Genomic DNA, 20722 nt, shown 5'->3' with positions numbered 1-20722 from the left:
CCGCCTGGATCAGTGCGGGGTTGGCCAGGGGAAGACGTCGACCTCGACGGAGGCCGGAGTCGGCTTTCGCGCTGCGCTGGCGGCGTCGTAGACGATCAGTAGCCGAGGGACGGCGGTCGCCTCCAGCTGGAGCAGGCAGAGGCCCTCCGCATGATCGTCACCCTCACCGAAATCGACGTCGAACAGTTTCTCCAACTGCTCACCAAACAATAAGCTCTCACCTTCGGGGATCGCACCGCGCGGCCATCGGTACAGGCTGACCGGACCATCCAGATCCATGGTCGGGCCGGCCAGGATCAGCAGGTCATCGCCCTGCACGCACAGATCCCGTATGCCCAACCCACCCAGATCAAGGAAGTGTTTCCGGTAGCGGCGACCGCCAGCGCCGATTTCCCTCAGACGCAACTCGTCCGCAGCATCGGGCACTACTTCCGGCTCAATCTCGAGCACAACGGCCCAGCCGCGCAAAACCGGACCACGCAGCCCGACAAACAGACGGTTGCCGGCAACTGCCAGGCCCTCGATATCGAAACCATTGTCCTTACCAGGGATGCTCAGGAACGGTCCCAGGTGCTCATCATCCTCCAGCGCCGCCGTCAGATCGCTGCCGGTGGTATCGCCGTGCAGACGAGCAGCAACCCGGCCGTCCTCCGCCGAGTTGCCGGCCGGAAGGTGCAGTCCGTCTTCCTGCCGCAGGGGAATGCGCGCCAGCAGAAAGCGATTGCCGTCTGCCGAAATGTCGGCAAGCCGCTCCATGTTCCGCGCCAACGGTCGATCCGGGCTGGCTTTCTTGCGCTTGAGGCTGTGGGAACCGACTAGCCACAGGTACTTCGTTTCGCTTGAGTAGGCGAGACCTTCGATATCGGCTTCCTCGGTTTCCCCGGCGTCATCCGCCGGTGACGGCAACTCGAAGTAATCCTCCAACGACAGGCTCTGGTGCTCACCCCAGCGCAGAGGGTCGGCCTCTGTAGATGAGGTGAGGCTGAGCAACTCCAGGCGAGTTGTTTCGTCGTTCGCGACCCACAAGGAACGACCAATCTGCAGGACCGCCGAAAGGCCGTCCTGCAGTTTGCCGTACAGGGGGTCGAATTCCAGGGTGGCACGCTTTGCCCGGCTCATCTTGATGATCTCCGCTGATCGAATCGGGAAAGACCCTATGCCCAGATCGTCTTTGTCTTGCGGGTCCAGTCCTCTCGCTCTGCCAGACCGACATAGCCGCCGTTCAACGCCCGCGTTACCTTCCTCACGCTGTCTTCGTCAGCGAACTGATTGCAGCCGAGCGCTTCCCATTCGGCCGCCGCGACCGCGAGGCACCATTGGCTGCCGAGCACCTGGTCCGGGTCGAGCACGAAGTCCGGGGCATCCGCCACCCAATGCCGCAGGATCTGCGTGGCCTGCCGATAACTGTCCTTGCCGGTCAGTTGCAGCAGCCCACGCCCCCGGAACTTGAAGCCGTCGCCGGGCTGGTCATTCCCCATTCTGTTTCCATACACCTCATTGCCCAGCTTCTCCTCATTGAAGGCATAGGCCGTCGGGTCCAACGGGCCGCCAGGCTGGAAGCGCTTCGGCCACACTTTGGGCAACCGTTTGGGCGTGTAGTAGAGCGACTCCCACTGCACCTTCAGCGCTCCACTTTCATGCAGTACCTGCGCCATGAAATGAGCCACCCGCAAGGAACTCCTGGTTATACCGTGCCGTTCGAAGACAACCGCTCCCTGGCCAAAGGCGTCGGCATAGCTGGAACGAACACTTGGCGCCAGTTTCCTGATCTGTTCCAACGAAATGGTGACAGGCATGATCGACCTCCCGGCATGGCAGCCAGTCAGGTTGTGAGTACGCTGAAAAATACAACTACTTGACCACTTGCTTAACTTTAAGAGCCGCTACAGAGTGACATCAGGGGCTGATCTCTATCTGCTGCTGTATGGCCGGAATATTCCCCCTTATATTGATCTCCGGCGCCGACACACCGTGACCACTCACTCCCACGCCGCCCTGCACAGGAGAAACAGCCCTGACTCCAGCCCCATATCCAATTACCACTCCCCGCTCATCTTCCTTCTTCTTTGCGATAACAGCAGCAGCAAACAACTTATCCATGAGACTCTTAGTTAGTTCACACTCACTGGAATACTCATAGATAACTTTCAGATCCTCGCCGGCCAAACTCAACGTAGCGCTCCGCATCAAAAGCGCATTGGCCGTTATTCTGCTGTAGATCCTGCCAGCCATTTCATCCGCAGTCGCACAAGGGATTTTCTCGGCAGCAATGGCCGACCCCGTGAGGTACGCAGCTGTCAGGAATACCAGCACGCCCCTATTGGTTAGGTTGGCCATCACCGCTCCCTCCTGGCTTGGGCGTACTCTTCGCGGCCGAAGTGGAAATCACCTTGTCTACCGGGTCCAGCCCCAATGATGCAGCAGCTCTGGCGGCTTCATCCTCGGGCGTGGAAGTCGTATCCAGGCTGTATTGGGTGGTCAGCGTCTGGGGCGGCGTATAGTTGTAGGTTGTCTTGGTCAACAAAGCGGCCATGATGACGACTGCGCCAAAGACGATCCCGACAATGCCCGGCGAGTAGGCTGTCAGCGTCGCGGCGGTAGTTGCTCCCGGAGACGTTCTCGATGCTGCCAGCTGCGTCGCCTTGTCATGGGAAAAGAAGGAGATGGCCAAGCCGGCAAATGCCAAGGCAGCTCCAATCAGGATGGCCAGCATCCGGATCAATGTCAGGGTGACAAGACTGAGACCGCCGAGCACAAAGGAATTATCTTTACCCTTGTACTGGGAAACGACACTCAGTATTCCGGTGGTGTTCCCCCAGACAATATAAAGCAGTGCCAGCATGGTCACGAACAGCAGGATAACGGCAAGCTTCCAATTGTATCGTTGCCATGGGAGATCCGGAGGCCCGCCACCGCCATCATCTCTATCAACATATTTTGGCGAAGCCCTGATGTTACCGGGAACTTCAAGCCCCGGAACAACCCTCTCGGCAACCTCATCCCCAATCGACGGAACATTGACGTCATCGTTCATGATTTCATCCCTGCTCAACCATGGATATTAACACCCAGCCCACGGTTTAGCAGCGCCCATAAAACTGTCAATCGGCGATTCTGAAAAACAGCAAAACAACCTGAAGCAAACTAGACAATCTGGCTATTAGATACATAACCAGCAACATTAAACCGTGCCGGAGCATTAACTTGTTTCATATCCGAAACACGAACCTATCGACAAGGGCAAGCAGAAATACCGTTTCTGGAAGCTGGCAAAAAACATTCCCGCACATTGGCCGGGGCCATCTTATTGCTCCTGTCCCGCCTCGCCGGGCATGAGTTCTTCCAGGAAGGCGACGAACACGCGGATGCGACTGGACTCACGCAGGCTCGGCGGGTACAGCACATTGATGCTGCCCACGGTATTGCCGGGATAGGAGTCGTACTCGGGCAGCAGACGCACCAGCCTTCCGGCGCGGACGTCCTCGGCGACCAGCCAGTCCGACAGCAGCGCGATGCCGCCGCCGGCCAGAGCAGTCTCGCGCAGGACGTCGGCGTTGTTGCTCTGCAGGCGGCCCTGCACGTTGAGCGGCCAGGTGTCCTGGCCGTCGCTGCAGGTCCAGGTCAGGTGCGCGCCTCCGTAGTCGAAGCGCAGGCACTGGTGCTCCATCAGGTCCAGCGGGTGTGCCGGTGTGCCGGCGCGTTGCAGGTAGCCGGGGCTCGCCACCAGCCAGCGCTGGAACTGGCCGATGGGGCGGCTGATGATGTCGTCGCTGGTGAGGCTCGAACCCAGGCGCACGGACAGGTCGATCTGCTGTTTCGGCAGGTCGGTGATCTGGTCGCTGAGGGACAGGCTGACTTCCAGCCCCGGGTACAGCGCCAGCAGGCGGCCCAGGTGCGGGGCGATGACGCGGCGGCCGAACTCCACCGGGACGCTGACGCGCAACCGCCCTTTCGCCTCGCGGCCACGGTCGCTGACCAGGCCGTCGGCCTCCACCAGCGCCTCGAGGATTTCCACGGCCTTGTCGTAGTACGCCTGCCCGGCGAGGGTCGGGCTGCTGTGGCGGGTGGTGCGATTGAGCAGCGTGGCGCCCAGTTCCGCTTCCAGCGCCGCCACCTGGCGGGTCACCGAGGAGGTCGCCACGCCAAGCTTGCGGGCCGCCGCCGAATAGCCGCCGCAACGGACGGTCTCGACGAACATCGACAGGGCCTGCAGTTTGTCCATGGCGGGACTCCGGGAGCGGGAAACCCCGGAGTGTACCCAATCACCCCTGCGCTCGCCTTGCACGCCTGTGCTCTCAGGCGTGGCTGTCGCCGCGCAGCAGGAAGAGCAAGGTGGCGATGGCCGGGATCACCGCCGCACCGATGGCGAACGGCGTCCAGCTGATGGCTTCGTAGAGCGGGCTGGCGACCAGCGAACCGAGCGCGCCGCCGACGAAGATGCTGGTCATGTACACCGCGTTCAGGCGCGCACGGCTGTGCGGGTCAAGGGCGTACACCTCGCGCTGACCGAGCACCATGTTCAGCTGCACGGCGAAATCCAGCAGCACCGCGCACACCACCAGCCAGAAGAACCCCGCACCGGGCAGCGCGCCGAGCAACAGGGCGAACGGCGCCAGCAGCAGCGCCACCAGGGTGCCCTTGAAGGTATGCCCGGCATCCGCCAGCCGTCCGGCGATAGGCGCGGCGACGGCACCGACGGCGCCGACCAGGGCGAACAGCGCGACCTGGGTCTGGCTGAAGCCGTGGTGGCGGATCAGCTCGATGGGGGCGATGGTCCAGAAGGCGCTGAACGCGGCGAACAGCAGGCCCTGATAAAGCGCGCGCTCGCGCAGCACGGCGTAGCGCCGCGCCAGGGAAAACACCGAGCCGATCAGCTGCGGGTAGGTCGCACTGTGAGCCGGCACGCGGCGCGGCAGTGCCACCGCCATCACCAATGCGATCACCAGCATCAGCACGGACGCGGCGAGAAACACCCCGCGCCAGCCGAAGACTTCCGCCACCAGGCTGGACACCGGCCGCGACAGCAGGATGCCCAGCAACAGGCCACCCATGATGTTGCCCACCACGCGACCACGGGCCTCTTCCGGCGCCAGGTGCGCGGCCAGCGGCACGAGGATCTGCACCGCGACCGAGGTCAGGCCGATCAGCAGCGCGCAGGCCAGCAGCACCGAAGGCGAATTCGCCAGCCCCGCACCGGCCAGGCACAGCGCCACGGCCAGGGTAAAGCCGATCACCAGCTTGCGGTTCTCCAGCAGGTCCGCCAGCGGCACCAGGAACAGCAGGCCGATGGCGTAGCCGAACTGGGTCAGCGAGACGATCAGGCTGGCGTTCTCGGTGGAGAGGCCAATCGCCGGAGCGATCAGCTCGACGATGGGCTGCGCGTAGTAGAGGTTGGCTACGACGGCGCCGCAGCAGAAGGCGAGCAGCACCACCATCGCCGAGGACAGGGTCGGCTGCGCGTGGTCGGCCGGGAGGGAATTCGAAGCGGGATTCATGACCATTCCTTGTGGGAAAAACAGTGGCGCCAGCCTATGCCGGCAGCCTCCCGCGCAGAATCGGTCGGGCCGGCAATACAGCGGTGCGCGAAACGCAACGCTGCCTGCCGGCGCGGGCCTCAGGCCATGTCGCTGTTGCTGAACTCCTCGGCGAGGAAATCGATCAGCGTGCGCACCGAGGGCAGCAGGCCACGGCGCGAGGGGAAGATCGCGTGGACGATGCCGCACTTGGGCGACCAGCCCGGCAGCAGCTCGACCAGCCGTCCGGCGGCCAGGTCCTCGCGCACCGCCACGCGCGGCACGTGGGCGATGCCGACACCGGCGATCACGGCATTGCGCAGGGCCAGCAGGTCGTCTGTGACCATGCGCGGCTTGTGCGAGATGAGCAGGCGCTCGCCCTCCTCGTTGAACAGCTCCCACTGGTACTCGCGCTGCATGCTGCCCCAGTGCAGGCTAGGCAGTTGGCCGAAGCCCAGGGGCGAGCTTTCGCCGGTCATGCGTTCGAGGAAATCCGGGCGCCCCACCAGGCACTGGGTGCTGTTGCCCAGCACCTTCATCACCATGTCGGTGTTCTCCAGCGGCGGGAAGCGCACCCGCAGGGCGATGTCGAAGCCCTCGTGGAGCAGGTCGACGCGGCGGTTGGTGCTCTCGATGAACAGTTCCACCAGCGGGTATTTGAGCATGTAGCGGGTGAGCATCGGCCCGACCCAGGAGTTGAGCAGCGTCGTCGGGCAGGCCAGCCGCACCAGTCCGCGTGGCTCGGCGCGGTTGCGTTCGATGACCTCGGAAGCGCCTTCCGCCTCGATGCGCATGGCCACGCAACGCTGGTAGTACTCCTGGCCGATCTCGGTCAGCGAGCAGTGCCGGCTGGTGCGGTGCAGCAGGCGCACGCCCAGGCGTTCCTCCAACTGGGCGATGCGCCGGCTGAGCTTGGACTTGGGGATGTCCAGCGCGCGGCCGGCAGCGGCGAAACCACCCTGTTCCACCACCTGGGTGAAGTAATAGAGGGTGTTGAGGTCTTCCATGGATCGTTCTCCGCATGGAACGCTGGGAAAGCTGCGCAGCTTACCGTATCAGGTGATGCGACATTTGCTCGGCTCGGGGCGGACGACGTCCGCGCTGGTCGCGGCGCGGCGGATAACGCTGACTCGATATCCGTCCTACGGTTGGCCCAGGCGTCGGCCCTGCCGACGGATCGCGGGCGCGGCCCGCTCCTACAGGTTGATGTCGTGCAGCTCGTGTAGGAGCGGGCCATGCCCGAGAACAGTGCCTGTAAGGCGCTGCTGAAATCCGCGCGATATCCCGGCGTTTTCCACGAAACTTCCCACCCGCCAACCGCCTTGTGGGCCTACACGGGCCGTCGCTAGATTCCAACCCGCCACGGTCAATCCCGTGGCCGGGTTTGGTGACCTGATAACCAGCGCGATTGCGCTGAAAGTGCATGCGAAAACAGCGAATCGTTTTCGTAGGCCCCCACGCAACTGTAGGAAACTACAGCGCTGATATGGCGGATCGTGTGGGGAGGCCCTCGGGCCTGCCGGCTCTGGTTCCGGTTCACCAACCCTACGCGGTCCGCCTCCCCTTCGGGACGGCGGCTTTCTCCCCGAGTTGGAGTACCTGCCATGGATGCCCTGATTGCCGTAACTGCCACAACCTTCCTGCGCCACAACCGCCCCGTACGCGGCGTGATGATCGACAACCAGCCCTGGTTCGTCGGCACCGACGTCGCCCGCCTGCTCGGCCTGCACCACCCCACCGTCCTCGCCCGTCGTCTGGAAGAAGGCGAAGCCAAGACCGTGCGCCTGCTGTGCAACAGCGGCAACGAGCAAGAAGTCGAAGTCATCAGCGAAGCGGCGCTGTACATGGCCTTCTACCGCCACAGCCACCCGGAGAACCGCACTCTTCGCCAGTGGTTCAGCCACGAGGTGATCCCGCAGCTGCGCGACGAACACCAGCAGTGCCCGCACCAGCCGCGGCGTATGCGCATGACCTGGCTCGATGGTTTCGCGAACGTGCTCGACTGGCAGGGCGAAGTCTGGGTGCCGCTGGAAGACCTGCCGACCTTCACCCGCGTCGGCGACAAACCCAAAGGCCCGCGCGGGTTCTGGAAGCGCTGAGTTGACAAGGCCCGCCGCTTGGCGGGCCCTGTCGGCTGGCAAGGTTCAGCGTCAGCGCAGGGTATAGCCGTTGTCGACGATCAGGTCCTGCCCGTAGATGCCGCGCGCCTGGTCCGAGAGCAGGAAGACGATGGCATCCGCGACGCTCTCCGCTTCGAGGAACTGCCCGCCCAGCAAGCGCTGGTTGACGCTGGCGGCGACGCTTTCCAGGGCGCTGGCTTCCAGCCCGAGAGTGCCCCAGATCGCCGTGGCGGTCGGCCCTGGCGAGACCATGTTGATGCGCACGCCCTCGCCCGCCAGTTCCACGGCAAGCGTTCGCGCCTGGGCGCGCAGCGCGGATTTCGACGCGATGTAGGCCGCCAGCCCCGGGAAGGTCACCTGGGACAGGAAGGTGCCGATGAACACCACGGACGCCGGGCGCGCCAGTTGCTCGCGCAGCGCGGCGAGGGTATTCAGCGCACCGGCGCCGTTCACCGCCCACTGCCGCGCAAAGGCGGACTCGTCGAGGCCATCGGCCAGCTGGGCGATGCCGGCGTTAGGCAGCAGGTAGTCGACCGGGCCCAGCTCGTGTGCCAGTTCGGCCAGGCGCTGGAGGTCTTCGCTGCGCGTCACGTCGCCGGCCAGCCAATGCAGGCGGTCGCCGGCAACTTCCTGTAACGCTGCCGGCGCCTCGCTGCGTCGCGCCATGGCCAGTACGCGGGTACCCTCGCGCAACAATCGCCGGGCCACGGCCAGCCCGATGCCGGAGCCGGCCCCGGTGATCACGGCAAGGGGAGTTCTGGTTTCACTGCTGGGCATCTGTCCTTCTCCTTCGATGACAGGTCGCGGGCGCTGCGCGCCTCGGCACATGCGAATGCGCATGCATACTTGGCATTCCAAGCTCCGTGCCAGCCGCAGGGCCCGTAAGATTCGGGGCTTTGCGGGAAACAGATGTCAGAATGACCCGGCCATTTCGAGGTCAATCGGACTGCAAAGGTCCGTTTTACCCGATTCCAGCAGGACCACCCCAGGCCAGCATTCCGGCCTTCCAGGAGGAAAACAGCATGCAGCACAGCATTCGCCCCGAGCGCCCGGAAGACCTGCCGGTCATCCGCGAAGTGACCACCGCCGCCTTCGCCGTGGCCGAGCACAGCAGCGGCACCGAAGCCGCCATCGTCGACGACTTGCGCGCGGGCGGCGTGCTGAGCGTGTCCCTGGTCGCCACGGTGGAGGGCGCGGTGGTCGGCCATGTGGCGTTCTCGCCCGTCACCGTAGACGGCGCGGACCTCGGCTGGTACGGGCTGGGGCCGGTCTCGGTGCGGCCCGACCTGCACGGCCGGGGCATTGGTGTGGCACTGGTCCGCGCCGGGCTGGAGCGTCTGAAGGCGCTCGGCGCGAAAGGCTGCGTGGTGCTCGGCGACCCGGCTTACTACCCGCGCTTCGGCTTCCGCCAGGACCCGGCGATCCAGTATGCCGGCGTGCCGCCGGAATACTTCATGGCGCTGTCGCTGGACGGCTCGAAGGCCGCCGGACAGGTCGCCTACCACAGCGGTTTCTCCGCGACCTGATGACGAGAACTGTCGCCATGTCACCATCGATCCGCACTGCATCGATCCGCCCCGCCACCCCGGCAGACATCGACACCCTCTTCGACATCCGCACCAGCGTGCAGGAGAACCACCTGAGCCGCGAGCAGATGGCCGAACTGGGCATCACCCCGCAGGTGCTGGCCGAGGCGATCGAGTCCGCGCCTTGCGCGTGGGTTGCCGAGATCGACGGCGTTGCCGGTGGATTTGCCATGGTCGATACCGAGGAGGGAGAACTTTTCGCCCTGTTCGTGCGGCCGGAGTGCGAGGGGCTGGGCATGGGCCGCCTGTTGCTGGCGGCGGCCGAGGAGCAGTTGTTCCGCGAGCAAGGGAACATCTGGCTGGTGACCGATGGCGGCGACGGCATTCGCGCCAACGCCTTCTACCGTCGCCACGGCTGGAGATTAGTCGGGCGCGTGGATGAGCGGGATGTGCGCTACGAGAAGTCCCGCCCCTGACCGTGAATTCTCACTGTAGGAGCGGGCCATGCCCGCGATCCGCCGGCAGGGCCGGCGTCGAATCAAACAGCTGAATGTCAGGCGAACGTCATCACTGTTTCCCGACAGCGCCTTACAGGCGCTGTTCGCGGGCATGGCCCGCTCCTACAGGAAACCACGTGGCTGACGGGAAACGCCGTCAGAGCAGCGACTTGCCCTGGCTGAGGACCTTGTCGCAAACCTGCTTGGTGACCTTTTCCTTGATGCCGCTGCCGGACAGGTCGAGGCTCTTGCCGTCGCTTCCGGTGAGGATGCCCTTGGCGCCGTCCTTGTAGCCGCTGTCGCTGGTGGTGGTGTTGCCCGGCAGCTTGCCCAGCAGCTTGTCCTTCACCTGGGTGGCGGCGTCGGCGTTGAGGTAGTTGTTCTTCGCGCAGTACTCCAGCAAGCCGGCGACGTTGCTACTGCTGGAAGACGCGGACGGCAGGCTGCCAAGGCCGCCGAGCTGGCCGGCGACATCGCCGAGGGACGCGGCCTGGGCCAGCGACCAGGGCAGCAAGGCGGTGGCGAGGATGGTGAGGATCAGTTTGCGGGCATTCATGGTGCTCTCCTGTTCATGGGGCTCTCCAGGTTGCGGACGACGCAACGCGGGACGCCTCTGCGAGTGTAGACACCCGAAATCGCCCCACCGGCGCCACCGTTCAGAACTTCATCTTGAAGCCCAGCATGGCGTCATAGCCGTAGCTGTCGCCGTCGAAAGCCTCGCGGTAGCCCGCCGAGACGGTGAAGGTGGTGCGCTCGTTGGCCTGGTAGTCCATGCCCAGGTTCACTTCTCCCCAGGTGCCGTCGATATCCGCTTCGAACGGGATGTAACCCGATTGCGACGAGAACTCGGTCTTCGGCTGCCCCTTGAACTCGTGCCAGACACTGGGGCGAATCCAGCCCTGGGTGCGCCTGCGGCTCTTGTCGCTGCCTTCTGTCTCCCAGTCCTTTGCCACCCGCACGCCAAGGCGGCCGATCAGCGACTCGACATCCCTGAAGCGCACGTCGGCACCAATGTCATCGCTGTCGTCGAGATCGACGTAGCTGTAGATCGCCTGGGCCTGGGGCTCGATCCACAGGTCCTTGTCCGCCTCGAAGGGATAGCCGCTTTCCAGCGACGCGGTGTAGCCCCAACCCTTGGTCTTCAGCTTGGAGAGCTCATCCGGGCGCGCTTCGATGTCGTAGCGGCTGACCTGCAGGACGCCATCCAGGTACCAGCCTGTCGGCCCGAAGTGCGTCCAGTAGCCGCCGAGGCTGTAGGCGCGCAGCGTGTCATCGCCGGCGTTGCGGCCGGTGTAGTGGCTGACACCGGCGTCCATGCTGCCGACGGCGAGGGAGAAGCCTGCCTGGTCGTGGCTGCCGTCGGCGCGCTCCTTGCGATAAAGGTCGGCGCCGACCTGGAAGGCGGTCAGGTCGTAGTTGTATTCCGGCGTGTTCCCCACTGCGTCTTTGCGGTCGCCGTCCTGCTTGCCGCTGCGGTAGATGACCCGCCCCCAGCCCAGGGACGGCCCCCAGGTCGACTCGTCTTCGGCCGGTGGCGCATCCCAGGCGTTCGGACGCTCCTCGCCGACACGCTCGTGCAGGGTATCGACCAGCGTGCGGCCATAAACCAGCGCCAATGCCGGCAGCGCGCCGTAAAGCGAAACCTCGGGACGGAAATTGGGCGTGCGCGGTTCGGGGGGAGCTGGCGGAACGGGTGGCTCCGGCGGCACCGGGGGGACTGGCGGATCGGGCGGGGTCGGCGGCGTGGGTTCGATATCCGAGCGCAGGTACCAGGTCTGGGTGCCGGTGCCATCCGGAGCACCCCGATAAAGCTGGTACTCATAGGGCCCGGCCACCACGCGGCGGGCCAGGCTGAAGGCATTGGGATCGCTCGCGGCGACGGCGGTGTTCAGCAGGTTGACCACGGCGATACCGTTGCCTTCGGTTAGCGCGCCGCGTCCGCCGACGTTGTTCACCAGCAGCCCCGTAGCGCCGCCACTGCCAGTGGCGGTGGAGTCCACCACCAGCATGTCGGAGCGGCTGTTGACGCCCCCTTCGTTGAGCTCGCTGTTGAGCAGCAGGCGGCCGCCGCTGGAGACGAAAACACCGCCGCCATTGGTCCCCGCCGTCTGTGCATTGCTGATGAGCAGCACGTTGCCGACGGCGTTGCCGCCGCCGGTCAGGTCGATCAGGCCGCTGTTGGTGAAGCTGCCAACGCCCAGCAACTGGCCTTGTACCGCCCCGCCCTGGAGCGGTGTATTCGCGACCTGCCCCAGGGGCAGATAAGCGCCGCTGGCATCGAAGATCTGGATGCCCGAAGCGGGCTGGGCCGCGAGGGTGAGTGTGCCGCTATTGTCGATGCTGTTGCCGCTGGCGCTGCCCAGGTTGCTGACCGCCACACCCCAGACATCACGAACGCCATCGCCATTGCTGTCGGCGAAGTTGCGCAGCGTCCAGTTGCCCGGGTTGGCGATGCTGACCTGGGAGGTCGCCGCTGCGATGGAGCCGACTATCTGCCCGCCGTTGTCGATGATCACCGTGGCATCCGGGCCGCTGGCGTCGCCCAGCACGGCACGGTCGCTGAGGGCGCCAATGGAGCCGGTGTTGCTCAGCGCCTGAGTCTCGCCGGCCAGCGACACGCCGGTGCTCTGCCCCCAGCCGCCGAGGATCGCTGCGCTGTTGCTGACGCTGACGCTGCCACCGGTGGTCAACGCATCGATGCCCGAAGCGCTGCTGCCGTGAGTAGTGATGTTGCCGCTGTTCTGCACGCTGACGCTGGCCGCGCCAGAAGCCAGGGCGAGGATGCCCTGGCTGTCCGTGTCGCCGTGGGTGGTGATGGCGCCATGGTTGACGATGGTTTGCTCGCCGGTCACCGATAGGGTGCGAATCCCGCGCTGGCTGTTGCCGCGGGCGATCAGCTCGCCGCTGTTGTCGACATTCAGCGCCCCGGTCCCGGTCCCGGCGTTGAAGGCATTGCCGGCAAGGATCGCCGCGCCGGAGCCGTTCACGTCGATGCGCGAGCCGGTGAAGGTGACGCTGACGTCGTCGCCGCCACTGAGCGCCTGCAGGCCGAAGGAGCCAATCCCGGTGCCCTCCCCGCTGGCCGTGGCCGAGTGGGTGGTGATGCTGCCCGAGGCGTTGATCCGCACCGTACCCTGGGTCGTCGAGGCATAGATGCCGTTGGCGTTGGTATGAAAGGTCTCGATGCGTTCGCCGCTGTAGTTGACCTGCACGTCGCCGCCGGTGGAGTCCGCGCGGATGGCGCCGGCGCCCGGCCCACTGGCGCTGATGTCGCCGCTGTAGTCGACGAGGACTTTGCCCGTCGCCGCGATGATGATGCCGGCGGCTCGCGAACTGTTCAGCCCGTTGTGGACGATGATGTCGCCGCTGCCGGTCACCGTGGTGTCGCCGGTGCCGCGTTTCATCAGATTGATCGCGCGGGAGCCTGCGATGTTGGCATCACTGCCGACCTCCAGCACGGCATCGTTGCGAATGCTGATGTTGCCGGTGGCACCGACGTTGTCGTTGACGTAGATGGCGTGGCCGCCTTCGCCAGTGGTGGTGATGTTGCCGGTGTTGACGACGTCGATGCTGCCGGTGGTGGAGTTCGAGCGGATGCCAAAGCCATTGGTGCCGTTGGCGCTGATCTCGCCGCTGTTGGTCACGCTGGTAGCGCCGGTACGCGCTTCGGTGAAGATGCCGAAGGCGTTGGTGCCCATGGCGCGGATGGTGGCGGCGTTGCTGACGGTGATAATGCCGTTCACCGCGCGGGCATGTACCCCCGCATGATTGCCGGTACCGGCGGTAGGGTTGCTTTCGTCACCGATGTTCGGGTCGCCTGCCGACAGCGGGTCGTTGTTGTCGACCGTCAGGCTGGCGCCCGCTCCCACCGTGGCATTCACGTTGCCGTCGGCAGCGGCCTTGAGCCAGATGTTGTTGCCACCGTAGGTCAGGATGCTGCCCGTACCGGCGTGGGTGAAGCTGATGTTGCCACCGCCACTGCCATTGACATCGATGCCATCGTGCTCGGTGCCGGTCACCCGGTTGGTGATGTTCAGGGTGGTGCCCGAGGTGACGTTGACCGCCAGGTTGCCGGCTCCGGCATTGGAGACGCCCAGTGCGTCCTGGCCGGAACCACTCAGGGTGATACTGCTGACGCCGCCATTCACGACCAGGGACGCACTGCCAGGAGTGGCAGTGCCGGTTACCTGCGCGAGAACCGCGTTGACCGCCGTAGGCGGTGTGCTGGTGATACTGGTGCCGGTGAGCGACAAGGTAGCGCTGGCATTGCTGGCCCGGCTGAGCAGCGGAACGCCGGCGCTGGTGGTGATGCTGGTGCCATCCAGCGTGGCGATAAGGGCATCGACGCCGGCGCCCGGCGTGCAGCTCTGCACCGCACTATAGGTGCCCGAATTGAGGGTTCCGCAGGCCGCCTCGGCACGCTGGAAGGAAGGCAGGAGCAGCATGGCGCCGGCAACGGCGATGGACAGCGTGCTGCGCACGAATGGCTGCGGCAGGATCATGGCGTACCTCCTTGTACCGGTGGGCTGAGTGCAAAGCACCGCCGACCACACGCCGAACTCCTCCCTGCGTCGTGACTACTGGTCGCCACGCACCCTGAGAGTGCGCGTCACCAGACTGTAGACGATAGTTCCAGCTTCGTTACAAAGCCGCTCAGTAGCCCACAGACTTCAGCACCTCGCCCACATCGCGGCTCGGCGGCCGGCCGAGGAACATCAGCAGCTGGTCGGTGCGGTTGGTGAAGAAGCCGTCCACGCCTGCCTTGGTGAGCTTGTCGAAGTCCACCGAGTCGTCGACGGTGTAGGCATGCACGAACAGGCCACGCTCATGGGCGGCCTGGTTCATCCACGGCTGCACCAGGTCCATGTAGCTCTGGTCGCCGCGGGCGGTCAGGGTCGCCGAAGGGCCCGTGCCCAGCGCACCATGGGCCTTGGCCCAGTCCAGCCAGGCGAAGAACTCTTCCTTGGACTTCACCTCCTGCCGGGCATAGAAGTCCGCTTTGATCTTCTCGCCGGACTGGGCAAAGGTGGTCGGTTTCTTCGCCGCCATGTAGCCGTCGCCGGTCCACAGCAGCAGGATCTTCGGCACCTTCGGCATGCTCTTCTGCAGCAGTTCGAGGCTGCTCTTCTCGAAGGTCTGCAGGACGATCTTGCCTTGCGGCTCACCGTCCGGGTTGAGCCAGCCGCGATTCTCCAGGGCCTTGCGCAGGTCTTCCTCGATGCCGGGGAATTGCCCCGGCGCCTTGGTTTCCAGGTACAGGCCGGGGGTTTCGCCGCCGCCTTCGGCGATGTCGATCAACTCGTCGAGGGTGAGGATGCGCAGCCCCGCGTACTTGGAGCGGGCGCGCTCGGGATACGTGGCGTTGAACCAGCTGCCGGCGTCCAGGCGCTTGAGTTCGGTCAGGGTGAACTTGCTCACCGGGTCCTTCTCGCGGCCAGGGAAGACCTTGGCGATGTTGGTTGTGCGCTCCAGGGTGTCGTCATGCACGGCCACCAGCACGCCGTCGCTGGTGCGCTGCAGGTCCGCTTCCAGGTAGTCCGCGCCCAGGTCACGGGCGGCGAGATAGGCCGGCGCGGTTTCCTCGGGGGCGTCGTGGGAAGCGCCGCGGTGGGCGATCACCGTCGGCCAGGGAACGCCGGCGGCCTCGCTGAGGGCGCGGCCGGGTGAGTCCTCGGCGCTGGCGGTGAAACTGGCGGCGACCAGTACGATGGTGCCCAGTACAGCGATGATGCGACGGCGCATGTGCGAAACCCCTTTCTATGGGTAACGGATAAGCGGCCCAGTCTGCCGGCGGCCTGTGAAGCTCTTGCGACGGCCAGCCCCCTCACGAACGATAAGGCCCGCGGACGATCGCTCGTCCGCGGGCCCTTTGCTTGCGTCTACCCGATCAGCGCGGCAGGTCGAAGCGGTCGAGGTTCATCACCTTGGTCCAGGCCTTGACGAAGTCATGGACGAACTTGCGTTCGCCGTCCGAGCAACCATAGACCTCCGACAGCGCCCGCAGCTGAGAGTTTGAACCCAGTAGCAGGTCGATGCGGCTACCGGTCCACTTCGCCTCACCGGTCTTGCGGTCGCGGCCTTCGAACTCGGTGTTGTCCGCCGAGGTCGGTTTCCACACGGTGCCCATGTCCAGCAGGTTGACGAAGAAGTCGTTGCTGAGGGTACCGGGGCGCCCGGTGAACACGCCGTTCTGCGAACCGCCGGTGTTGGCACCGAGCACGCGCAGGCCGCCGATCAGCGCGGTGACTTCCGGCCCGCTCAGGGTCAGCAGCTGCGCCTTGTCGATCAGCAGGGCTTCGGCCGGCACGGCGAACTTCGCCTTCTGGAAGTTGCGGAAGGCATCGGCCACCGGCTCCAGCATGCCCACCGAATGCACGTCGGTCTGCTCCTGGCTGGCGTCCATGCGGCCCGGGGCGAATGGCACGCTGACCTTGTGGCCACCCTTGCGCGCGGCCTCTTCCACGCCGGCATCACCGGCCAGGACGATCAGGTCGGCCAGGGAGATCTTCTTGCCGCCAGCGGCGGAAGCGTTGAACTCGGACTGGATTTCACCCAGTACGCCGAGCACCTTGGCCAGCTGTTCCGGCTGGTTCACCGGCCAGTCCTTCTGCGGCGCCAGGCGGATGCGCGCGCCGTTGGCGCCGCCGCGCTTGTCGGAGCCACGGAAGGTCGAGGCCGAGGCCCAGGCGGTGGAGACCAGCTCGGAAACCGTCAGGCCCGAGGCCAGCACCTTGGCCTTGAGCGCGGCGATGTCCTGCTCGTCCACCAGCGGATGGTTGACTGCAGGGATCGGGTCTTGCCAGATCAGCTCCTCTTTCGGCACTTCCGGCCCCAGATAGCGAGCCAGCGGGCCCATGTCGCGGTGGGTCAGCTTGAACCAGGCGCGGGCAAAAGCGTCGGCGAACGCGTCGGGATCTTCGTAGAAGCGACGGGAAATCTTCTCGTAGACCGGGTCGACACGCAGCGAGATGTCGGTGGTGAGCATCGACGGCGCGCGGCGCTTGGACTTGTCGTGGGCATCGGGAATGCTGCCGGCGCCTGCGCCGTTCTTCGGCTGCCACTGGTGGGCGCCGGCCGGGCTCTTGGTCAGCTCCCATTCGTAGCCGAACAGGTTCCAGAAGAAGTTGTTGCTCCAGCGTGTCGGCGTGGACGTCCAGGTGACTTCCAGGCCGCTGGTGATGGCATCGCCACCGGAACCGCTGCCGAAGGTACTGACCCATCCCAGGCCCTGGCTTTCCAGGCCGCCGGCTTCCGGGTCGGCGCCGACGTTATCCGCCGGGCCCGCGCCATGGGTCTTGCCGAAGGTGTGGCCGCCGGCGATCAGGGCGACGGTTTCCTCGTCGTCCATGGCCATGCGTGCGAAGGTCTCGCGGATGTCGCGGGCGGCAGCCACCGGGTCGGGGTTGCCGTTGGGGCCTTCGGGGTTCACATAGATCAGGCCCATCTGCACGGCGGCCAGGGGGTTTTCCAGGTCACGCTCGCCGGTGTAGCGCTTGTCGCCGCCCAGCCAGATGGTCTCCTCGCCCCAGTACACGTCCATGTCCGGTTCCCACACGTCTTCGCGGCCGCCGGCGAAGCCGAAGGTCTTGAAGCCCATGGATTCCAGGGCGACGTTGCCGGTGAGGACGATCAGGTCGGCCCAGGACAGCTTGGCGCCGTACTTCTGCTTGATCGGCCAGATCAGCCGGCGGGCCTTGTCCAGGCTGACGTTGTCCGGCCAGCTGTTGAGCGGGGCGAAGCGCTGCTGGCCACGGCCGGCGCCGCCACGGCCATCGCCGATGCGGTAAGTGCCGGCGGCGTGCCATGCCATGCGGATGAACAGCGGGCCGTAGTGGCCGAAGTCGGCGGGCCACCAGTCCTGGGAGTCGGTCATCAGGGCGCGCAGATCGGCCTTGACCGCTTCCAGGTCGAGGGTCTTGAAGGCCTCGGCGTAGTTGAAGTCCTCACCCATGGGGTTGGACTTGGAAGAATGCTGGTGCAGCAGGTCCAGCCGCAGCTGGTTCGGCCACCAGTCACGGTTCGATGTGCCACCACCGGCGGTCTGGTGGAAGGGGCAGCTACCTTTCTTTTCTTCACTCATTGCAGGCTCCTTGTGGGCGCCTGTGCGGCGCCTCGTATTCGCACAACCCATCAGAAGATAGATCAACTGGGCAAGGCTGCTATTGCAGTTATTGATCGGCTGGAGCGGTAAAAGGCTATCGATGCGGGGGATAGTCCAAGGCGCACGCCAGGAATCGACGGGAGACAGAAATGCAGGATGGGTGGAGCGCAGCGATACCCATGCTGTGGCTACAGCCGGATTTGATGGGTATCGCTACGCTCCACACCATCCTACGGGGACGTGGGGATCAGAACGCGAAGCACGAACAACCGAACGCGCCCCAGAAGCCCTGGAAGTCACTCACAGGCACATCCCTGGTGCGCGCGCGCTCGTGGCTGTGGCCATGTACGCCGCAGGAGCCGATGCACTGGTGCACGGCCTGCTGCAGCGGCGCCTGCGGGCGCCAGTGGCCGGGGACCATGGCCACCGGGGACCACTCCGGCACCACCGGGATGCTCGGCGGGGCCAGCTTGTCGAACTCGCGATCGCCGTGGACGATCTTGCCGCCCACCACGGTAAGCACCGATTCGATGGTCTTGATCGCCTCTTCCTCGACGCTGAAGAAGTCCTCCGAGAGCACCGCCAGGTCCGCCAGCTGGCCGGCCTTGAGCATGCCCTTCTTGCCCTGCTCGCTGGAGAACCAGGCGCTGCCGTGGGTGAACAGCTGGATCGCCACTTCGCGGGACAGGCCCTCGGGGTAGAGACTCAGGCCACCAACGGTCTTGCCGCTGACCATCCAGTACAGTGAGGTCCAGGGGTTGTAGCTGGACACACGGGTGGCGTCGGTACCGGCGCCCACCGGCACGCCTTCGGCCAGCATGCGCTTGATCGGCGGCGTGGCCTCGGCGGCCTGCTTGCCGTAGCGGTCGACGAAGTACTCGCCCTGGAACGCCATGCGGTCCTGGATGGCGATGCCGCCGCCCAGCGCCCTCACCCGCTCGATGTTCTTCGGCGTGATGGTCTCGGCGTGGTCGAAGAACCACGGCAGGCCGTTGAACGGGATGTCGCGGTCGACCTTCTCGAACACGTCGAGCATGCGCGAGATGGACTCGTCATAGGTGGCGTGCAGACGGAACGGCCAGCGCTGCTCGACCAGATGGCGCACCACCGGCTCCAGTTCCGCTTCCATGGTGCCGGGCAGGTCCGGACGCGGTTCGAGGAAGTCCTCGAAGTCGGCGGCGGAGAACACCAGCATCTCGCCGGCGCCGTTGTGCCGCAGGAAGTCGGTGCCCTGGCCGTAGGTCACGCTGGAGGTCCAGTTCTTGAAGTCCGCCAGTTCTTCCTTGGGCTTCTGGGTGAACAGGTTGTAGGCGATGCGCACGGTGAGCTGGTCAGCGTCGGCCAGTTGCTGGATCACCTGGTAGTCGTCCGGGTAGTTCTGGAAGCCGCCGCCGGCGTCGATCACGCTGGTCAGGCCGAGGCGGTTCAGCTCGCGCATGAATTGGCGGGTCGAGTTGACCTGGTACTCCAGCGGCAGCTTCGGCCCCTTGGCCAGGGTCGCGTAGAGAATCATCGCGTTCGGGCGGGCGATCAGCATGCCGGTGGGTTCGCCGTTGCTGTCGCGGACGATCTCGCCGCCAGGCGGGTTCGGCGTGTCTTTCGTGTAGCCAACGACGCGCAGCGCGGCGCGGTTGAGCAGCGCGCGGTCATACAGGTGCAGGACGAACACCGGGGTGTCCGGCGCCGCCTTGTTCAGCTCCTCGATGGTCGGCAGGCGGCGCTCGGCGAACTGGAATTCGTTCCAGCCACCGACCACCCGCACCCACTGCGGCGACGGCGTGCGCTGGGCCTGCAGGCGCAGCATTTCCAACGCGTCGGAGAGCGACGGCACGCCCTCCCAGCGCAGTTCGAGGTTGTAGTTCAGGCCACCACGGATCAGGTGCAGGTGCGAGTCGTTGAGGCCGGGGATGACGGTGCGGCGATTGAGGTCGACCAGCTGGGTCGCGGCGTCGCGGTAGGCCATCGCCTGGGCGTCGGTGCCGACGACCAGGAACTTGCCGTCGGCGATGGCCACGGCGGTGGCGTGGGGGCGCTCCGGGTCAACGGTGTGCAGCTTGCCATTGAACAGGATCAGGTCTGCGTTGCGCTCTGCGTTGCTCATGCTCGTGCCCCTCAGCGTTGCAGGAAGGCCAGCAGGTCTTCGTTGAGTTGCTGCGCGTGGGTGACGGCGAAGCCGTGGGGCGCGCCGGCGTAGACCTTCAGCTCGGCGCCCGGAATCTGTTCGGCGGCCAGCTTGCCGGTGGTCTCGAACGGCACGATCTGGTCGTCGTCACCGTGGATCACCAGGGTCGGCACGTCGACCTTGGCCAGGTCGGCGCGGAAGTCGGTTTCCGAGAAGGCGCTGACGCAGTCCACGGTGCCCTTGAGCGACGCCAGCAGGGCGATGTTGAGGGTCTGGGTGAGCACGCCGTCGGAGACTTTCTGGCCGTGGTTGGTGCCGTAGAACGGCGCGGCGAAGTCGGCGATGAACTGCGCGCGGTCCTGCAGCAGGCCGGCCTTGATGCCATCGAACACGGCGCCATCGACGCCCTGCGGGAAGTCGGCGGCCTTGCCGAAGATCGGCGTGACGGCGCCCAGCAGCACAAGGCCGGCGACACGGGAGGTACCGTGACGGCCGATGTAGCGGCTGACATCGCCGCCGCCCATGGAGAAGCCGACCAGGGTGACGTCGCGCAGGTCCAGGTGCTCGATCAGGCCGGCGATGTCATCGGCGAAGGTGTCGTAGTCGTAGCCGTTCCACGGCTGGCTGGAACGACCGAAACCGCGACGGTCGAAGGCGATGGTGCGGTAGCCGCGGCTGCTCAGGTACTGCATCTGGTATTCCCACATGTCGCCGTCCAGCGGCCAGCCGTGGCTGAACAGCACGGGTTTGCCGCTGCCCCAGTCCTTGTAATAGATCTCGGTGCCGTCGCGGGTAACGAAAGTGCTCATGGAAACTCCTCTGCCTGCCATGCAGGACGATGTG

Annotated in this window: 17 protein-coding genes; 3 read left to right on the top strand and 14 right to left on the bottom strand. The window is 65.5% G+C overall.

Translation table 11 applies throughout. The annotated features are described in order from the left end of the window. Positions 1–9: 9 nt before the first annotated feature. The 7 genes from ABKS89_RS14415 to ABKS89_RS14385 form a co-directional block, all read right to left on the bottom strand. Positions 10–1119: a DUF3616 domain-containing protein gene (locus tag ABKS89_RS14415; protein WP_138216760.1), complete on the bottom strand. Its 1110-nt coding sequence runs from the start codon at positions 1117–1119 to the stop codon at positions 10–12. 35 nt (positions 1120–1154) lie between these two features. Further along, positions 1155–1796, bottom strand: coding sequence for a glycoside hydrolase family 19 protein (locus tag ABKS89_RS14410; RefSeq protein WP_138216761.1), 642 nt, complete (start codon positions 1794–1796; stop codon positions 1155–1157). Positions 1797–1896: 100 nt separating this feature from the next. Beyond that, on the bottom strand, positions 1897–2337 hold the full coding sequence (locus tag ABKS89_RS14405) for a hypothetical protein (protein ID WP_348588944.1): 441 nt from the start codon (positions 2335–2337) through the stop codon (positions 1897–1899). Next, positions 2318–3034 (bottom strand): hypothetical protein, encoded by a 717-nt coding sequence (locus tag ABKS89_RS14400; RefSeq protein WP_348588945.1) that lies wholly within the window; start codon positions 3032–3034, stop codon positions 2318–2320. The genes ABKS89_RS14405 and ABKS89_RS14400 overlap by 20 nt, the downstream gene beginning before the upstream one ends. 270 nt (positions 3035–3304) lie before the next feature. After that, positions 3305–4222 carry a LysR family transcriptional regulator gene (locus ABKS89_RS14395; RefSeq protein ID WP_348588946.1) on the bottom strand — a complete coding sequence of 306 codons (918 nt, stop codon included), beginning with the start codon at positions 4220–4222 and terminating at the stop codon, positions 3305–3307. A 73-nt stretch (positions 4223–4295) separates the two neighbouring features. Then, complete coding sequence (locus tag ABKS89_RS14390) at positions 4296–5495, bottom strand: MFS transporter (protein WP_138216765.1); 1200 nt, start codon at positions 5493–5495, stop codon at positions 4296–4298. Positions 5496–5614: 119 nt separating this feature from the next. Further along, on the bottom strand, positions 5615–6520 hold the full coding sequence (locus tag ABKS89_RS14385; RefSeq protein ID WP_138216766.1) for a LysR substrate-binding domain-containing protein: 906 nt from the start codon (positions 6518–6520) through the stop codon (positions 5615–5617). 597 nt (positions 6521–7117) lie between these two features. Here ABKS89_RS14385 and ABKS89_RS14380 point away from each other — a divergent pair. Then, positions 7118–7612 (top strand): BRO-N domain-containing protein, encoded by a 495-nt coding sequence (locus ABKS89_RS14380; protein ID WP_348588947.1) that lies wholly within the window; start codon positions 7118–7120, stop codon positions 7610–7612. A gap of 51 nt (positions 7613–7663) precedes the next feature. On the opposite strand, the gene ABKS89_RS14375 is transcribed toward ABKS89_RS14380, so the two are convergent. Next, a complete protein-coding gene (locus ABKS89_RS14375) occupies positions 7664–8410 on the bottom strand; it encodes an SDR family NAD(P)-dependent oxidoreductase (protein WP_348588948.1) in 747 nt (248 codons plus the stop codon). A 245-nt stretch (positions 8411–8655) separates the two neighbouring features. Here ABKS89_RS14375 and ABKS89_RS14370 point away from each other — a divergent pair, with 245 nt between their 5' ends. Beyond that, positions 8656–9159 carry a GNAT family N-acetyltransferase gene (locus ABKS89_RS14370; RefSeq protein ID WP_348588949.1) on the top strand — a complete coding sequence of 168 codons (504 nt, stop codon included), beginning with the start codon at positions 8656–8658 and terminating at the stop codon, positions 9157–9159. A gap of 17 nt (positions 9160–9176) precedes the next feature. Further along, positions 9177–9635 carry a GNAT family N-acetyltransferase gene (locus tag ABKS89_RS14365; protein ID WP_348588950.1) on the top strand — a complete coding sequence of 153 codons (459 nt, stop codon included), beginning with the start codon at positions 9177–9179 and terminating at the stop codon, positions 9633–9635. Positions 9636–9813: 178 nt separating this feature from the next. On the opposite strand, the gene ABKS89_RS14360 is transcribed toward ABKS89_RS14365, so the two are convergent. The 6 genes from ABKS89_RS14360 to ABKS89_RS14335 form a co-directional block, all read right to left on the bottom strand. After that, the gene (locus tag ABKS89_RS14360) at positions 9814–10212 is read right to left on the bottom strand and encodes a DUF2501 domain-containing protein (RefSeq protein WP_348588951.1); all 399 of its coding nucleotides are present in this window, start codon (positions 10210–10212) and stop codon (positions 9814–9816) included. A 100-nt stretch (positions 10213–10312) separates the two neighbouring features. Next, entirely contained in the window at positions 10313–14158 is a 3846-nt protein-coding gene (locus ABKS89_RS14355; RefSeq protein WP_348588952.1) for an autotransporter outer membrane beta-barrel domain-containing protein, read from the bottom strand. Positions 14159–14309: 151 nt separating this feature from the next. Continuing rightward, entirely contained in the window at positions 14310–15398 is a 1089-nt protein-coding gene (locus ABKS89_RS14350; protein WP_348588953.1) for a glycerophosphodiester phosphodiesterase, read from the bottom strand. Between the two features lie 145 nt (positions 15399–15543). Beyond that, the gene (gene katG / locus ABKS89_RS14345; protein ID WP_348588954.1) at positions 15544–17736 is read right to left on the bottom strand and encodes a catalase/peroxidase HPI; all 2193 of its coding nucleotides are present in this window, start codon (positions 17734–17736) and stop codon (positions 15544–15546) included. A 268-nt stretch (positions 17737–18004) separates the two neighbouring features. Beyond that, entirely contained in the window at positions 18005–19858 is a 1854-nt protein-coding gene (locus ABKS89_RS14340; RefSeq protein ID WP_138216775.1) for an amidohydrolase, read from the bottom strand. 11 nt (positions 19859–19869) lie between these two features. After that, entirely contained in the window at positions 19870–20688 is an 819-nt protein-coding gene (locus ABKS89_RS14335; RefSeq protein WP_348588955.1) for an alpha/beta fold hydrolase, read from the bottom strand. Positions 20689–20722 lie beyond the last annotated feature (34 nt).

The sequence above is a fragment of the Pseudomonas sp. LABIM340 genome, assembly GCF_040017195.2.
Lineage (GTDB): Bacteria > Pseudomonadota > Gammaproteobacteria > Pseudomonadales > Pseudomonadaceae > Pseudomonas.
The sequence above is the reverse complement of the archived record's forward strand: the minus strand, read 5'-3'. Positions and strand labels throughout refer to the sequence as shown.

Excerpts from the sequence above, each read along its gene's own strand:
- ABKS89_RS14370 (WP_348588949.1), top strand. The coding sequence starts at position 8,656 with ATGCAGCACAGCATTCGCCCCGAGCGCCCGGAAGACCTGCCGGTCATC.
- ABKS89_RS14390 (WP_138216765.1), bottom strand. The coding sequence starts at position 5,495 with ATGAATCCCGCTTCGAATTCCCTCCCGGCCGACCACGCGCAGCCGACC.
- ABKS89_RS14400 (WP_348588945.1), bottom strand. The coding sequence starts at position 3,034 with ATGAACGATGACGTCAATGTTCCGTCGATTGGGGATGAGGTTGCCGAG.
- ABKS89_RS14405 (WP_348588944.1), bottom strand. The coding sequence starts at position 2,337 with ATGGCCAACCTAACCAATAGGGGCGTGCTGGTATTCCTGACAGCTGCG.
- ABKS89_RS14385 (WP_138216766.1), bottom strand. The coding sequence starts at position 6,520 with ATGGAAGACCTCAACACCCTCTATTACTTCACCCAGGTGGTGGAACAG.
- ABKS89_RS14360 (WP_348588951.1), bottom strand. The coding sequence starts at position 10,212 with ATGAATGCCCGCAAACTGATCCTCACCATCCTCGCCACCGCCTTGCTG.
- ABKS89_RS14350 (WP_348588953.1), bottom strand. The coding sequence starts at position 15,398 with ATGCGCCGTCGCATCATCGCTGTACTGGGCACCATCGTACTGGTCGCC.
- ABKS89_RS14415 (WP_138216760.1), bottom strand. The coding sequence starts at position 1,119 with ATGAGCCGGGCAAAGCGTGCCACCCTGGAATTCGACCCCCTGTACGGC.
- ABKS89_RS14365 (WP_348588950.1), top strand. The coding sequence starts at position 9,177 with ATGTCACCATCGATCCGCACTGCATCGATCCGCCCCGCCACCCCGGCA.
- katG (WP_348588954.1), bottom strand. The coding sequence starts at position 17,736 with ATGAGTGAAGAAAAGAAAGGTAGCTGCCCCTTCCACCAGACCGCCGGT.
- ABKS89_RS14380 (WP_348588947.1), top strand. The coding sequence starts at position 7,118 with ATGGATGCCCTGATTGCCGTAACTGCCACAACCTTCCTGCGCCACAAC.
- ABKS89_RS14340 (WP_138216775.1), bottom strand. The coding sequence starts at position 19,858 with ATGAGCAACGCAGAGCGCAACGCAGACCTGATCCTGTTCAATGGCAAG.
- ABKS89_RS14335 (WP_348588955.1), bottom strand. The coding sequence starts at position 20,688 with ATGAGCACTTTCGTTACCCGCGACGGCACCGAGATCTATTACAAGGAC.
- ABKS89_RS14375 (WP_348588948.1), bottom strand. The coding sequence starts at position 8,410 with ATGCCCAGCAGTGAAACCAGAACTCCCCTTGCCGTGATCACCGGGGCC.
- ABKS89_RS14395 (WP_348588946.1), bottom strand. The coding sequence starts at position 4,222 with ATGGACAAACTGCAGGCCCTGTCGATGTTCGTCGAGACCGTCCGTTGC.
- ABKS89_RS14355 (WP_348588952.1), bottom strand. The coding sequence starts at position 14,158 with ATGATCCTGCCGCAGCCATTCGTGCGCAGCACGCTGTCCATCGCCGTT.
- ABKS89_RS14410 (WP_138216761.1), bottom strand. The coding sequence starts at position 1,796 with ATGCCTGTCACCATTTCGTTGGAACAGATCAGGAAACTGGCGCCAAGT.